Here is a 14,447-nt window from a genome sequence, read left to right as displayed (position 1 = left end):
ATAAAATTAAGGTTATAACAATCATTACGTTTATTGACACACAATCAATATACCTAATAGGTTTTAAATTGCAGCTTGAAAGATAAAAGAACTCAAAGAGGATATAACATGCTACGTAAGACAGGCTTTTTCTTTGATGAACTCTGTTTCTGGCATAACTCTGGATTACCACATGTAGTCATATTTCCCGTTGGTGGATGGATACAACCACCGAACAGTGCAGGACATGCAGAATCCCCAGAAACTAAACGCAGAATGAAAAACTTAATGGATGTATCAGGTTTAAGTCGTTCACTGCAACTGCGTAGTGCTGAACCTCTTGATGATACAACGTTAAGACTGGTGCATACCGAAGAGTATTTACAACATTTTAAGTCCGTGAGTGATAATGGCGGAGGAGTATTGGGATCTGAAGCACCAATGGGACAAGGTAGTTATGAAATCGCCAAATTGTCCGCCGGACTCACCTACGCTGCGGTAAAAGCCGTGTTACAAGGTGAATTAGATAACGCTTACAGCCTTTCACGTCCTCCCGGACACCACTGTCTGCCAGATCAAGCGATGGGATTCTGTTTCCTTGCCAACATTGCCCTCGCCGTTGAGTACGCCAAAGAGCAGCTTGGCGTTGGCCGAGTTGCCGTCATTGACTGGGATGTTCACCACGGTAATGGGACACAGCATATATTCTGGGAACGTGACGATGTTTTGACAATTTCACTGCATCAAGATGGCTGTTATCCCGAAGGCTACAGTGGTGAGGAAGATATCGGAGCTGGCAAAGGGGAAGGTTTTAATATCAATATCCCATTGATGGCGGGTGCTGGGCACAATAATTATCTCTATGCCATGGATCAGATTGTGCTCCCTGCACTACGGCGTTACCAACCAGAACTGATCATCGTTGCTTGCGGTTATGATGCCAATGCATTTGATCCTCTGGCACGGATGCAGTTGCACAGTGACAGTTTCCGTGAAATGACCCGCAAGGTACAACAGGCTGCCGATGAACTGTGCCATGGCAAATTAGTCATCGTTCACGAAGGGGGTTATTCCGAAGCCTATGTTCCTTTCTGTGGATTAGCCGTCATGGAGGAATTAAGTGGCATTCGTACTGAAGTCAACGATCCCGTGCTGAACTTGATCCAATTGCAGCAACCGAAAGAACGATTTGAAGCATTTCAGCGTCAAGCTCTTGATGAACTGAAACTGAAATTTAATCTGTAAGGATTAAAGATATCCTGCCCGATAAAATAACTTCGGGCAGGATAAACGGCATATTAGTCACCAACAGCAATGCGTTTCATATCCGTCATATAACCACGCAAAGTACGGCCGATAATTTCAATCGGATGGTTACGGATCGCTTCATTCACATCACGTAACTGAGCATTATCAATGCCGCGATCTGCAACTGCTTTTCCTAAATCCCCTGCTTGCAGAGTCGCCATGAATTTCTCTTTCAACAGTGGAACCGCAACGTAAGAGAACAGGTAGTTACCATATTCTGCCGTATCAGAAATCACCACGTTCATCTCATACAGGCGCTTGCGAGCAATGGTATTCGCAATCAACGGCAATTCATGCAGAGATTCGTAATAAGCAGACTCTTCAATGATGCCAGTATCTACCATCGTTTCGAATGCCAGCTCAACCCCAGCCTTGACCATTGCAATCATCAACACACCATGGTCAAAGTATTCCTGCTCGCTGATGTTACCGTCATAGTCTGGGTAATTCTCAAATGGTGTTCTACCCGTCTCTTCACGCCAGGTCAGCAGGTTTTTATCATCATTAGCCCAGTCAGCCATCATAGTAGAAGAGAATTCACCAGAAATGATGTCATCCATATGTTTCTGGAACAAAGGAGCTAAAATCACTTTCAATTGCTCAGAAAGAGCATAAGCTCGCAGTTTTGCCGGATTGGAAAGGCGATCCATCATTAACGTAATGCCGCCCTGCTTCAAGGCTTCGGTGATAGTTTCCCAACCAAACTGGATTAATTTTCCGGCATAACCCGGTTCAGTGCCATCAGCAACCAGTTGGTCGTAGCACAACAGAGAACCGGCCTGTAACATGCCACACAAAATGGTCTGTTCTCCCATCAGGTCAGATTTAACTTCTGCCACGAAAGAAGATTCCAGCACGCCTGCCCGATGTCCCCCTGTTGCAGCGGCCCACGCTTTCGCGATCGCCATCCCTTCACCTTTTACATCATTTTCTGGATGTACAGCAATCAGGGTAGGTACACCGAATCCACGCTTATACTCTTCACGAACTTCCGTACCCGGGCATTTCGGTGCAACCATCACAACGGTAATATCTTTACGTACCTGCTCACCCACTTCGACGATATTGAAACCATGGGAATAACCTAATGCGGCATCTTCTTTCATCAGAGGTTGAACCGCCTGAACCACCACCGAATGTTGCTTGTCTGGCGTCAGGTTGATAACCAAATCGGCCTGTGGAATTAACTCTTCATAAGTGCCAACTGCGAAACCATTTTCTGTTGCCTTACGCCATGATGGTCGTTTTTCATCAATCGCTTCTTTGCGTAGCGCATAGGCAATATCTAAACCGGAGTCACGCATATTAAGACCTTGGTTCAGCCCTTGCGCGCCACAGCCAACGATCACCACTTTTTTGCCTTTCAAATACCCTGCTTCGTCAGCAAATTCTTCCCGCGCCATAAAACGGCATTTGCCTAACTGCGCCAATTGCTGGCGCAAATTCAACGTATCAAAATAATTAGCCATGGTGACTCCGATATAATTAGATGTGAGGTTGTTTGCACACAAACAATATATGACATGAAAGGCATTGCTTAAATTGATATATTGACAAGATTACATTGCAGATTATGCAACAAGCTTTTTCACCGCAAAAAACCTCTAGGTAAAGGGTCACAAACGATGGATTTACGTGATTTAAAACTGTTTTTACACCTTGCGGAAAGTTGTCACTTTGGGCGCTCAGCCAAGGCCACGCATGTCAGCCCATCCACACTTTCACGCCAAATCCAGCGCCTTGAGGAATCATTAGGGCACCCGCTTTTTCTGCGGGATAACCGAACAGTAAAATTGACCTCTGCCGGCGAGCAACTCAAACAATTTGCTCAGCAAACTCTCCTGCAATATAAGCAGCTACAGCATTCATTAAATCATCAAAGTCCATCATTGACGGGAGAGTTACGTCTATTTTGTTCAGTCACGGCTGCATATAGCCATCTGCCACAAGTCTTAGATAAATTTCGGGCGGAGCATCCCTTGGTGGAAATCAAGCTGACAACAGGAGATGCCGCTGATGCTGTTGATAAAGTCCAATCTGATGCAGCAGATTTGGGTATTGCAGGCAAACCGGAAAAATTACCTGATAGTGTCCGTTTTACCAAAATAGGTGAAGTGCCGTTGGTACTGATTGCCCCCTCACTGCCTTGCGCCGTGAGAATTCTCGCTACACAGGAATCCCCCGACTGGAATAGCATCCCGTTTATTCTGCCCGAGCACGGCCCCTCCCGCAAACGCATTGAGCTTTGGTTCCGGCGGAATAAGATCCTGCACCCCGTAATTTACGCGACAGTTTCCGGTCATGAAGCGATTGTTTCTATGGTGGCATTAGGCTGTGGAATTGCGTTAATACCTGCGGTTGTTGTCGAAAATAGCCCTGAACCTGTACGCAACCGTATCTCATTACTGGAAAATATTTCACTGGTCGAGCCATTTGAATTGGGTGTCTGTACGTTGAGTAAGCGCTTGAATGAACCATTAGTTAAAGCATTCTGGGAGCTATTGTAGTTTGGAAATCTTATATATCCATCGTTTTTCAAGTTGCAGCTTTGTTGGCTGCATCTTGAAATCCATAAGATAGAATAGGAAAAGTAGTGGAAGAGATAATGCCAACCTCGTCACTTATTACAGAAAAAAGAATAGAGTAAAATCAGCAAAATACCCCAAAAACGAAACTATTTTGCTGTTTATTGCTTTATTCTTTATTGCTTAAGTCAAAAATAATTTAAATGAGGGATTATCGGTTTCATCATGATATTCATAGCCTAGCGCATCCAAATGGCGGTCAAAACGCACTTCTGGCCCTGAAAGTTCAAAAGCAGCCAATACACGCCCATAATCCGTGCCGTGGCTACGGTAATGAAACAGAGTAATATTCCAATGAGTCCCCAGTGTCTGCAAAAATTTCAGCAAAGCCCCCGGAGATTCAGGAAAGGCAAAGCTAAATAACCGCTCCTGCAATGGCTTGGATGGCCTGCCTCCGATCATGTAACGCACATGCAGCTTTGCCATTTCATTATCAGTAAAATCAGAGACTTGATATCCCGATGATTTTAACTCTTCAATAATTTCACGACGCTCAGTATTTCCCCTGCTCAGTCTAATACCAACAAAAATACAGGCTTGGTTTGGATCTGTTGCATCCGAATAACGATAACTGAATTCAGTCACGACACGAGTACCCAGTATCTGACAGAACTGCAAAAAACTCCCCTTTTGTTCAGGAATAGTCACCGACAGCAAAGCTTCGCGTTGTTCTCCAAGCTCACAGCGTTCTGAAACGTAACGCAACCCATGAAAATTCACATTGGCCCCAGAAAGAATATGTGCCAATCGCTCTCCCTGAATCTGATGTTGCTGGACATATTTCTTCAGCCCTGCCAGTGCCAGCGCACCAGAGGGTTCTGCAATCGCCCTGACATCTTCAAAGATATCTTTCATGGCGGCGCAGATAGCATCACTGTCCACTGTAATGACATCATCGACATATTGCTGGCACAAACGAAACGTTTCATCGCCAATGCGTTTGACTGCCACGCCTTCGGCAAATAATCCAACTCTTGGCAAATCGACCGGATGCCCGGCTTCCAGTGCTGCTTTCAAACAAGCAGAATCTTCAGCTTCTACACCAATGACTTTCATTTCGGGTACAAGCTGTTTGATGAGAACGGCTACTCCCGCTATCAAGCCACCACCACCAACGGGAACAAAGATACGATCAAGATGAACATCCTGTTGTAGCAGCTCCATCGCCAATGTAGCCTGACCTGCAATGACGACAGGATGGTCAAATGGTGGCACAAAAGTGTAACCGTGCTTTTTTGCCATCTCGATTGCTTTTGCCTTCGCTTCATCGAAATTCGCACCATGCAACAGTACCTCTCCACCAAAATTGCGCACTGCATCGACTTTAATATCCGCTGTCGCTATCGGCATCACAATAGTCGCTTTTATGCCAACTTTATTGGCCGATAATGCAACACCTTGTGCATGGTTGCCTGCGGAAGCCGTAATCACGCCTTTGTTTTTTTGCTCTTCCGTCAAACCAGCAATCATCGCGTACGCGCCGCGCAATTTGAAACTGTGCACCAACTGGCGATCTTCCCGTTTAACCAAAATAGTATTGCCTAAACGAGACGAGATTTTTTTCATTTCCTGTAAAGGAGTGACTTGAGCAACATCATAAACCGGTGCACTCAGTGCAGCCTTGAGATATTCCGCTCCTTTGGGTTCAGTATTAAGAGGATAAACCGCCACAATCAGCTCCCCAGTTTAGTTTTATCGCGCACTGCGCCTTTATCAGCGCTGGTCGCCAATGAAGCGTAAGCTCGTAATGCAAAAGAAACCTGACGCTCACGGGATTTAGGTGTCCACGCCTTATCTCCGAGAGATAATTCGGCCTGTGTGCGTTCAGCAAGCTTGGTTTCAGCAACATTCAACTGAATTTTACGGTTTGGAATATCAATCTCAATGATATCGCCGTCATGAATCAGCCCAATCAAGCCTCCATTTGCCGCTTCTGGAGATACGTGACCAATGGATAACCCCGATGTTCCTCCTGAGAAACGCCCATCCGTAATCAATGCGCAACTTTTCCCCAGCCCCATGGATTTTAAATACGTAGTGGGATAGAGCATTTCCTGCATACCTGGGCCACCTTTCGGCCCCTCATAGCGAATGACAACCACGTCACCAGCCACAACTTTTCCACCAAGAATGGCTTCCACCGCATCTTCCTGACTCTCGTAAACTTTAGCTATGCCTCGGAAAATCAGAATTTCTGCATCAACGCCTGCTGTTTTCACTATGCAGCCATCTCTTGCAATGTTGCCAAATAAAACTGCCAGCCCACCATCCTGACTGTAAGCATGAGTGCGCTCACGAATACATCCTGCTTCGCGATCAGTATCCAGTGATGGCCAACGACAATTCTGTGAGAAGGCTTGTGTGGTACGAATCCCTGCTGGCCCTGCTGAATACATGCTCTTAACACTTTCGTCTTCTGTCAGCATAATGTCGTACTGAGCCAACGTTTGTGGCAAATCCAAACCCAAAACGTTTTTCACATCGCGATGCAAAAGCCCTGCGCGATCAAGCTCACCAAGAATCCCCATCACACCACCAGCACGGTGTACATCTTCCATATGATATTTCTGGGTGCTTGGGGCAACTTTACACAAATGAGGCACCTGACGAGATAAACGATCAATATCCGCCATAGTGAAGTCAATTTCACCTTCCTGCGCAGCGGCCAGCAGATGCAGAACAGTGTTAGTCGAACCGCCCATCGCAATATCCAATGTCATGGCATTTTCGAAGGCAGCTTTGGTCGCAATATTACGTGGGAGAGCACTATCATCATTTTGTTCATAATAGCGTTTAGTCAGCTCAACAATGCGCTTACCAGCGTTAATAAACAGGGTCTTACGATCCGCATGTGTAGCGAGCAGGGAACCATTACCCGGCTGAGAAAGACCAAGTGCTTCCGTCAGACAATTCATCGAATTCGCCGTAAACATACCAGAGCAAGAACCACATGTCGGGCACGCAGAGCGCTCAATTTGCTCGCTCTGTTCATCACTGACATTTGGATTGGCCCCCTGAATCATGGCATCGACCAAATCCAGTTTGATAAGTTGCTCGGATAATCGCGTTTTACCCGCTTCCATTGGGCCACCAGAAACAAAAATAACCGGGATATTCAAGCGTAGCGATGCCATCAACATTCCCGGAGTGATTTTGTCACAGTTGGAAATGCACACCATGGCATCAGCACAGTGGGCATTGACCATGTATTCCACCGAATCAGCTATTAGCTCACGCGAAGGCAATGAATAGAGCATTCCACCATGCCCCATAGCGATACCATCATCAACAGCGATAGTATTAAACTCTTTCGCAACACCACCTGATGCCTCAATCTGTTCTGCCACCAGCTTGCCGAGATCACGTAAGTGCACATGTCCTGGCACGAACTGCGTGAATGAGTTAACAACCGCAATAATCGGCTTTCCAAAATCTGCATCAGTCATCCCCGTGGCTCGCCATAAAGCACGGGCTCCCGCCATATTACGGCCATGCGTCGTCGTGGCAGAACGATATTTAGGCATTGTTTCTACTCCCAAGTCTGTCTTATCAATTGGCTTCAAAAATAATTAGCTTCAACAATCAAAACAGGCGAGGAACGATCGCCTGTTGGATTTTATATTTTTTAATTAAGGATTAACCGGATCCAACCAGCCCCACTTATCTTCTGTCGTGCCATCAAATAAGCCAAAGAACGCACTTTGGATTTTTTTAGTGACAGGACCACATTTGCCGATACCAACCTGAATGCCGTCTACACTACGAACCGGAGTAATCTCCGCGGCTGTTCCTGTCATAAAGACTTCATCCGCTAAATAAAGCGACTCACGAGAAAGCGCCTGTTCACGGACTTCCATACCAAGATCCTGTGCCAACTTGATGATGGCATCACGCGTGATCCCCGGCAGGGCAGATGAAGTAAATGGAGGAGTGAATAGAACTCCATCTTTCACTTCAAATAAGTTTTCACCCGCACCTTCTGAAATATAGCCATGAACATCCAGTGCAATACCTTCCTGATAACCATGACGCCGCGCTTCGCTTCCTACCAGCAAAGAAGAGAGGTAATTTCCACCCGCTTTTGCGCCTGTAGGGATCGTATTTGCTGCCACGCGATTCCATGAAGAAACCATCGCATCAATGCCCTGCTCCAAGGCTTCCTCACCGAGATAAGCCCCCCACGGGAAAGCGGCAATAATAACGTCTGTTTTATAACCATCAGGTGGATTTACGCCCATTCCAACATCACCCACAAATACCAGTGGACGAATGTAAGCACTGACTAATTTATTTTTACGGAGCGTTTCGCGGCAAGCCTCCATCAATTCATCAACACTTTGGCTCACTGGAAAACGGTAAATTTTGGCTGAGTCATGCAAGCGCTGCATATGTTCACGATGACGAAAAACAACCGGCCCTTTGTGGGAGTTATAGCAACGAATCCCTTCAAATACCGAAGTCCCATAATGTAAGGCATGGGACATAACATGAACTTTAGCATCCGCCCAAGGCACCATTTCCCCGTTGAACCAAATATAATCAGCTTGCTTTGTCATTCTCAGTTTTCCTTCAGTGGCGCGTTATGCGCTTATCAATTGTGATTCTTTGTGCTTGATCTCAACACCAGCAACATCCACCAATTTCATCAATTGGGAAAAAAGTAAATTAACTGGACGCTGGCTAGTCACGGTGAGCTCAATACTTACATTATCACTATCTGTTGTATGATCCATATTCAATGCACATATCTGAAACCCGCGATGGCGGGTAACCCTCAGAATCCGTTCCAAAATCTCAGGACAAGACCGCGCCTTAATAGCAAGTTGATGCTGTATCATGATGATTTCTCCAACATAGTTTCGTTACTTGCACCCGGTGGAACCAGTGGCCAGACATTCTCTAATTCATCAATAGACACGTGTAATAAATACGCGCCCTCGCTGTTGAACAAAGCATCCAAAGCTTCATTCACTTGTGCTTTATCAGTAATTCTCTGCCCCGGAATACCAAAGGCCTGCGCCAACGTAAGGAAATCAGGATTATCAGTTAAGATCGTTTCGCTATAACGTTTGTCAAAAAACAGCTCTTGCCACTGACGAACCATACCCAATCTTTGGTTATCCAATAAGATCAGTTTGACTGGCAATTGCTTACGTTTAATGGTGCCTAACTCCTGAACATTCATCATGAAAGAGCCATCGCCAGATATGCAGATAACCATATCTTCCGGACGCGCCATCTGAGCACCAATCGCTGCTGGAATGCCGAATCCCATCGTGCCTAATCCACTTGATGTGATGAAATTCTCTGGCTGACTAAACGTCATGTGTTGGGCAGCCCACATCTGATGCTGCCCAACATCAGTTGTGATAACTGTACTAGACAAGGTACGGTCAGAAACCTGCTTCAACAGCAGCGGAGCATAAATACTTTCACCTTGATAGTCATAACGACATACATGTTCATTTTTTAATTGTTTGATTTCTTGCTGCCAGGCTTGGATCGATAAGGATTGTTGTAAATGAGGCAACAGAGTTTTTAAATCACCCAATAATGAAACGTGAGTTTGGCGTAATTTATTGAATTCAACGGGGTCAATATCCAAATGAATAACTTTGGCATTAGGTGCAAAGGTATTCAGCTTCCCTGTAACACGGTCATCAAAACGCGCACCAGCAGCAATTAACAAATCACAGGATTGAACGGCAAGATTAGCTGCTTTAGCGCCATGCATCCCTAACATTCCTAAATAACATTCATGTTCAAAATCTGCCGCTCCCAAACCTTTCAATGTAGAAACAACAGGAATACCTGTTTCAGATACAAAATTACGTAATTCAGGAACAGCACCAGACATGCCAACCCCTCCCCCCACGTACAAAATCGGTTTCTGAGATGAAGCTAACAATTGACGAGCCAATTCCAGTTCTTTTGTTGGAAGAGAAGATTTAGGGGATGTTGGTATCAAATATGGAACAAAATCACCCTGCTCCAATTGAATATCTTTTGGTAAATCAACCAGAACAGGGCCAGGACGATCACTCATGGCAATGGTAAAGGCATCGGCGATGATTTGAGGTAATTTTTCCAGTGAATCAACAAGAAAGCTGTGTTTTGTACAAGAAAGAGACATTCCCAGCATATCGATTTCCTGAAAGGCATCCGTCCCTATAAATTCAGAGCTGACCTGACCGGTAATGGCCACGACAGGAACAGAATCCAATAATGCGTCAGCCAATCCCGTGATTAAGTTTGTCGCTCCAGGCCCTGATGTCGCAATACACACGCCAGGCTTGCGACTTGCCCTCGCGTAGCCGATTGCCGCCATAACGGCCCCTTGTTCATGGCGGCATAAAATGTGTTCAACACCTCCGTCATACAGCGCATCATAAACTGGCATGATGGCTCCACCTGGGTAACCAAAAACTTTTTCAACGCCCTGTGTTCGTAATGCCTCTACAACCGATTGTGCCCCGTTCATTGCCTTTACCCCTGTTATATTTATCTTATCGTTGGCTGTTGTGATGTTTTGTTATGCCCGCTTCTACGTGTCGAGCCTAAAAAAAACCCCCGCGCCTTTCGGTGCGGGGGTTTTTAGGATTCTGGCTATTCTTCTGTCTAAGCCATTTTACGTCCTAGTGCAGCCCCGCACGGTGGGATAATCACCACCACGCTCACAATAATTAGGCTAATCACTAGGACAAATGCGTTCATAATTTTATTCGTTTTCAATTCGTATGCTTGACGTATATTTAAGAGTTATCACTTTCTATGACTGTTTACAACGATTATTTTTTATTTTTCCATAACAAAATTATTTTATTTATATTTTTCATTTAGATAACTTAATAAACAGATAAATCCACTGGAATTTACTCATTTTTAGCTCAGAAAAAATCATTATCCTTCTGTTTAAAAACATAATTAATAAATTAATTCATAAAAAATGAGTTAATCATCTCATTTCTATGAGATGGTCAAAATACTCTCCAATCCACTTTGTTGATTAATGTTTGTCATCATTAACAAAATTAAAAATTATTGAAATTAAATTAATATATTTTTCTTTGTTATAATTTTATATGACATCATTTATTGCCATGCAGTTTCTTTATTATAAGAATTCCTATCTGTTAGATTATTCATATATAACATCATGTTATTATTAATGTTAAAACGACTAAATAATTTTCAGCATAGTCATAGCAAGAAATATATTTACGAACCTTTTCACAAAATAACGCAAGGCGACTTTTTATTATTTTTTATAGATTCATGATAGCAGCTTTCTTGCTAAGGAGAGCATCATGGCACTTTCCGTTATTTATACACGGGCAACAATTGGTATTGATTCCCCCATCGTCACGATAGAGGCACATATCAGTAATGGCTTACCCGGCCTCACTCTTGTTGGTTTACCTGAAACTACCGTTAAGGAAGCCAGAGATCGTGTCCGAAGTGCTCTTATCAATAGTGGTTTTACCTATCCCCCTAAAAGAATTACCGTCAATTTAGCACCTGCGGATCTCCCCAAAGAAGGGGGAAGATATGACTTACCCATCGCTATCGCGATTTTGGCTGCATCAGAGCAAATCGCAGCAGATAAGCTACATAATTATGAATTTTTAGGTGAACTAGCACTCTCTGGCGAAATACGGCGAGTCATGGGAGCCATTCCGGCCGCATTGAGCGCCAAAAAAGCAGGAAGACAACTTATCCTCTCATCAGAGAACCAAGCTGAACTAGCAATTTTGTCTCAGAACGAAACATTGATGGCAAATCATTTACTTCAAGTCTGTCATTTCTTACAGGGAGAAGAAACGACTTTAATCTCCCCTTCTTCTGTTAAACCACAGGCAGAACCCTCTGTTTTAGATATACAGGATATTATTGGGCAAGAACAAGCCAAACGAGCATTGGAGATCACTGCCGCTGGTGGTCATAATCTTCTGCTACTCGGCCCCCCAGGCACAGGAAAAACCATGCTTGCCAGCCGATTATGTAGTTTGTTACCTCCATTGACGCATCAGGAAGCTCTAGACGTCGCTGCAATCAATAGCTTATCCGGAGGCCCGGTTTATTTTCAAAAGTGGCACACGCGCCCATTTAGAGCCCCTCATCACAGTTCTTCAATGGCGGCTCTTGTTGGAGGGGGCTCAATACCTAAGCCGGGAGAAGTTTCCCTTGCCCATAACGGCGTGTTATTTCTAGACGAATTACCCGAATTTAATCGCAGTGTTCTTGATGCCCTGCGTGAACCGTTGGAATCAGGCGAAATAGTGATATCTCGCGCAAGAGCAAAAGTTTGTTTCCCTGCTCAGGTTCAACTGATTGCAGCCATGAACCCCAGTCCAACTGGTTATCATCAGGGGATGCATAACCGGAGTAGCCCACAACAAGTATTGCGCTATCTTTCCAAACTTTCAGGCCCTTTTTTAGATCGCTTTGATCTTTCAATTGACGTTCCCCTGCTTCCTCCAGGCACTTTAAGTCAATCCTCGACAAAGTATGGAGAAAGTAGTCTTGAAGTCAAAAAACGAGTAGCAAGAGCAAGAGAAATACAGATAGAGCGGTGTGGGAATATCAATGCCCATCTCAGTAGCAAGCAAACCGAAAATATTTGCAAAATTAGCATGGAAGATGCCATTTTTCTGGAAAATACTTTATTGAAATTAGGGCTATCTATACGTGCTTGGCACAGAATACTCAAAGTTTCCCGCACAATCGCAGACTTAAAAGAACAAACAAGAATAGAAAAACCAGATATTATGGAAGCACTCAGCTACCGAAGTATGGATAGGCTACTTATTCAATTGCAAAAACAAGCCGGATAAGTTGTAGATTAAGAAGAGGGGCAATTTTGCCCCTCTTGTATAGATGATTAATATCAATGATGGTATTAATCATCAGTATCGGTATAGTCCTCTGCAGAATCAACCTGCGGTTTTCCACCGGAAAGAGTATGAAAACGTTTTGGGCGGCTGATTTTTGCCAAATACTTAGCCCATACCTTTTCCTCAAGCGTTGCAGGTGCACGCTCACCACGGCAAACTGAAACAAACAGTTTCTCTTCTTCTGTTTGAGCCTCACGTTTACCAAGGTCCAATTCATTGAACGCATGACCATAACGTTCTAGCAATTGAGCCTCTTTGATGGTGAAATCACCATGACGGGAAAATCCACGTGGATAATTTTTATTATCAAAAAAACGATTAGTCGTGATGAAGCTTTCAGCCATCTGACACACTCCTAACTCTGATGTCATACTAATTATGGCGCGGAGTATTAGTGAGGCTTGACATTCTGTAAAACAAAATATTTAAATCTTAACGACAAAAATTATTGGAGATTACATGTGGATACTGAATTACTGAAAACCTTTTTGGAAGTCAGTAAGACTCGTCACTTCGGTCGGGCAGCTGAATCGCTCTATTTAACACAATCCGCTGTTAGCTTTCGGATCCGCCAACTAGAAAATCAATTGGGAACCAATTTATTCACACGGCATCGCAATAATATCCGCCTAACAGCAGCCGGAGAACGCCTAGTGCCCTATGCAGAATCACTAATGAATACTTGGCAACTAGCGAAGAAAGAAATCAATTATGTTGCCCAGCACATAAAACTTTCTATCGGTGCTACTGCATCTCTATGGGAAAGTTATCTCGCATCTTGGCTAAATACATTTTATCAACACCACCAAGAAACAAGAATCGAGTCTCTGGTTTCTACACGTCAGTCACTAGTCAAGCAATTACATTCTCGTGAATTAGATCTGCTAATTACCACTGAACTGCCCAAAATGGATGAGTTTCAAAGCCAATTGATAGGTAATATCCAGCTTATTTTATTAACAACCCAGCATAATCTTGATAAAGGAGTGGAGAATTATATTAAATTAGAGTGGGGAGCTGATTTTCATCAACAAGAACAACAAATATTAAAGAGCGATCATCCACCTATCATAACAACCACATCAGCACATATTGCCAGAGAATTATTGGATAGCGTTAACGCTACAACCTTTCTCCCTGTACACTGGCAAGAAAAATATCCTGAACTCGTTGCCACACCTAATAATAAGTTAATAGAACGGCCATTGTATGCTGTATGGCTGCAAAACAGTGACCAACAAACACTAATCCAACACTTATTAAAGATTCCTGTCGAAAAAGCGCCTGTAACTGCCTAAGAGTAGTTTTATAGTAAAAAGAAAGGGATATATAAAACAGCGCGCAAAGGAATAGCGCCATAAAGGGATTAGGATTAAAAGAGGCTCGGGATTAAAACTATACGTTAGAACCACATAGAGAATGACAAATAAGAAAAAACCCAGCTAAATTTAGCTGGGCTATTAATCTGAAAGCTATATCAATTATTACTTAGTTGTTAACTGGCAGGGGCGGAGAGGCTCGAACTCCCAACACCCGGTTTTGGAGACCGGTGCTCTACCAATTGAACTACGCCCCTAAATACGGTGGCGGTGCGGACGGGACTCGAACCCGCGACCCCCGGCGTGACAGGCCGGTATTCTAACCAACTGAACTACCGCACCACCGAATTTCTTTATCTTCG

At 44.1% G+C, this 14,447-nt stretch carries 12 protein-coding genes and 2 tRNA genes; 4 read left to right on the top strand and 10 right to left on the bottom strand.

What is annotated here, in order from left to right; all coding sequences use genetic code 11:
* Window positions 1-108: 108 nt before the first annotated feature.
* Window positions 109-1,224: a class II histone deacetylase gene (locus Xvie_RS02330; RefSeq protein WP_086107778.1), complete on the top strand. Its 1,116-nt coding sequence runs from the start codon at window positions 109-111 to the stop codon at window positions 1,222-1,224.
* A gap of 53 nt (window positions 1,225-1,277) precedes the next feature.
* Here Xvie_RS02330 and ilvC read toward each other — a convergent pair whose 3' ends face one another.
* Window positions 1,278-2,756 carry a ketol-acid reductoisomerase gene (ilvC, locus tag Xvie_RS02325; RefSeq protein ID WP_086107777.1) on the bottom strand — a complete coding sequence of 493 codons (1,479 nt, stop codon included), beginning with the start codon at window positions 2,754-2,756 and terminating at the stop codon, window positions 1,278-1,280.
* 156 nt (window positions 2,757-2,912) lie between these two features.
* Here ilvC and ilvY point away from each other — a divergent pair, with 156 nt between their 5' ends.
* On the top strand, window positions 2,913-3,794 hold the full coding sequence (ilvY, locus tag Xvie_RS02320; protein WP_086107776.1) for an HTH-type transcriptional activator IlvY: 882 nt from the start codon (window positions 2,913-2,915) through the stop codon (window positions 3,792-3,794).
* Window positions 3,795-3,995: 201 nt separating this feature from the next.
* On the opposite strand, the gene ilvA is transcribed toward ilvY, so the two are convergent.
* The 6 genes from ilvA to Xvie_RS20675 all read right to left on the bottom strand — a co-directional run bounded on the left by ilvA (window position 3,996) and on the right by Xvie_RS20675 (window position 10,586).
* Entirely contained in the window at window positions 3,996-5,543 is a 1,548-nt protein-coding gene (gene ilvA, locus Xvie_RS02315; protein WP_086107775.1) for a threonine ammonia-lyase, biosynthetic, read from the bottom strand.
* A 2-nt stretch (window positions 5,544-5,545) separates the two neighbouring features.
* Window positions 5,546-7,396, bottom strand: a complete 1,851-nt coding sequence (ilvD, locus tag Xvie_RS02310; RefSeq protein ID WP_086107774.1) for a dihydroxy-acid dehydratase — start codon at window positions 7,394-7,396, stop codon at window positions 5,546-5,548.
* Between the two features lie 105 nt (window positions 7,397-7,501).
* The gene (locus tag Xvie_RS02305) at window positions 7,502-8,428 is read right to left on the bottom strand and encodes a branched-chain amino acid transaminase (RefSeq protein WP_086107773.1); all 927 of its coding nucleotides are present in this window, start codon (window positions 8,426-8,428) and stop codon (window positions 7,502-7,504) included.
* 24 nt (window positions 8,429-8,452) lie between these two features.
* Entirely contained in the window at window positions 8,453-8,710 is a 258-nt protein-coding gene (gene ilvM, locus Xvie_RS02300; protein ID WP_086107772.1) for an acetolactate synthase 2 small subunit, read from the bottom strand.
* Window positions 8,707-10,353 (bottom strand): acetolactate synthase 2 catalytic subunit, encoded by a 1,647-nt coding sequence (gene ilvG / locus Xvie_RS02295; RefSeq protein ID WP_086107771.1) that lies wholly within the window; start codon window positions 10,351-10,353, stop codon window positions 8,707-8,709. The genes ilvM and ilvG overlap by 4 nt, the downstream gene beginning before the upstream one ends.
* 137 nt (window positions 10,354-10,490) lie before the next feature.
* Window positions 10,491-10,586, bottom strand: coding sequence for an IlvGEDA operon leader peptide (locus Xvie_RS20675; protein WP_139838794.1), 96 nt, complete (start codon window positions 10,584-10,586; stop codon window positions 10,491-10,493).
* Between the two features lie 593 nt (window positions 10,587-11,179).
* On the opposite strand from Xvie_RS20675, the gene Xvie_RS02290 reads away from it, so the two are divergent.
* Window positions 11,180-12,706 (top strand): YifB family Mg chelatase-like AAA ATPase, encoded by a 1,527-nt coding sequence (locus tag Xvie_RS02290; protein WP_086107770.1) that lies wholly within the window; start codon window positions 11,180-11,182, stop codon window positions 12,704-12,706.
* Window positions 12,707-12,771: 65 nt separating this feature from the next.
* Here Xvie_RS02290 and Xvie_RS02285 read toward each other — a convergent pair whose 3' ends face one another.
* A complete protein-coding gene (locus Xvie_RS02285) occupies window positions 12,772-13,110 on the bottom strand; it encodes a MaoP family protein (protein ID WP_086107769.1) in 339 nt (112 codons plus the stop codon).
* Window positions 13,111-13,227: 117 nt separating this feature from the next.
* On the opposite strand from Xvie_RS02285, the gene hdfR reads away from it, so the two are divergent.
* Window positions 13,228-14,064, top strand: coding sequence for an HTH-type transcriptional regulator HdfR (gene hdfR / locus Xvie_RS02280; RefSeq protein ID WP_086107768.1), 837 nt, complete (start codon window positions 13,228-13,230; stop codon window positions 14,062-14,064).
* 202 nt (window positions 14,065-14,266) lie between these two features.
* Here the strand turns inward: hdfR and Xvie_RS02275 are convergent.
* Window positions 14,267-14,342: transfer RNA gene (locus Xvie_RS02275), tRNA-Trp, on the bottom strand.
* A gap of 8 nt (window positions 14,343-14,350) precedes the next feature.
* Window positions 14,351-14,427: transfer RNA gene (locus Xvie_RS02270), tRNA-Asp, on the bottom strand.
* Window positions 14,428-14,447: the final 20 nt, after the last annotated feature.

Source organism: Xenorhabdus vietnamensis (genome assembly GCF_002127535.1).
In the GTDB taxonomy this organism is placed as follows: Bacteria; Pseudomonadota; Gammaproteobacteria; order Enterobacterales; family Enterobacteriaceae; genus Xenorhabdus; species Xenorhabdus vietnamensis.
This window is presented reverse-complemented; position numbering and strand designations above follow the sequence as displayed.

Coding starts and splice junctions, on each gene's coding strand:
- Xvie_RS02285 (WP_086107769.1), bottom strand. CDS start 13,110: ATGGCTGAAAGCTTCATCACGACTAATCGTTTTTTTGATAATAAAAAT.
- Xvie_RS02330 (WP_086107778.1), top strand. CDS start 109: ATGCTACGTAAGACAGGCTTTTTCTTTGATGAACTCTGTTTCTGGCAT.
- ilvG (WP_086107771.1), bottom strand. CDS start 10,353: ATGAACGGGGCACAATCGGTTGTAGAGGCATTACGAACACAGGGCGTT.
- ilvY (WP_086107776.1), top strand. CDS start 2,913: ATGGATTTACGTGATTTAAAACTGTTTTTACACCTTGCGGAAAGTTGT.
- ilvD (WP_086107774.1), bottom strand. CDS start 7,396: ATGCCTAAATATCGTTCTGCCACGACGACGCATGGCCGTAATATGGCG.
- ilvC (WP_086107777.1), bottom strand. CDS start 2,756: ATGGCTAATTATTTTGATACGTTGAATTTGCGCCAGCAATTGGCGCAG.
- Xvie_RS02305 (WP_086107773.1), bottom strand. CDS start 8,428: ATGACAAAGCAAGCTGATTATATTTGGTTCAACGGGGAAATGGTGCCT.
- Xvie_RS20675 (WP_139838794.1), bottom strand. CDS start 10,586: ATGAACGCATTTGTCCTAGTGATTAGCCTAATTATTGTGAGCGTGGTG.
- ilvM (WP_086107772.1), bottom strand. CDS start 8,710: ATGATACAGCATCAACTTGCTATTAAGGCGCGGTCTTGTCCTGAGATT.
- Xvie_RS02290 (WP_086107770.1), top strand. CDS start 11,180: ATGGCACTTTCCGTTATTTATACACGGGCAACAATTGGTATTGATTCC.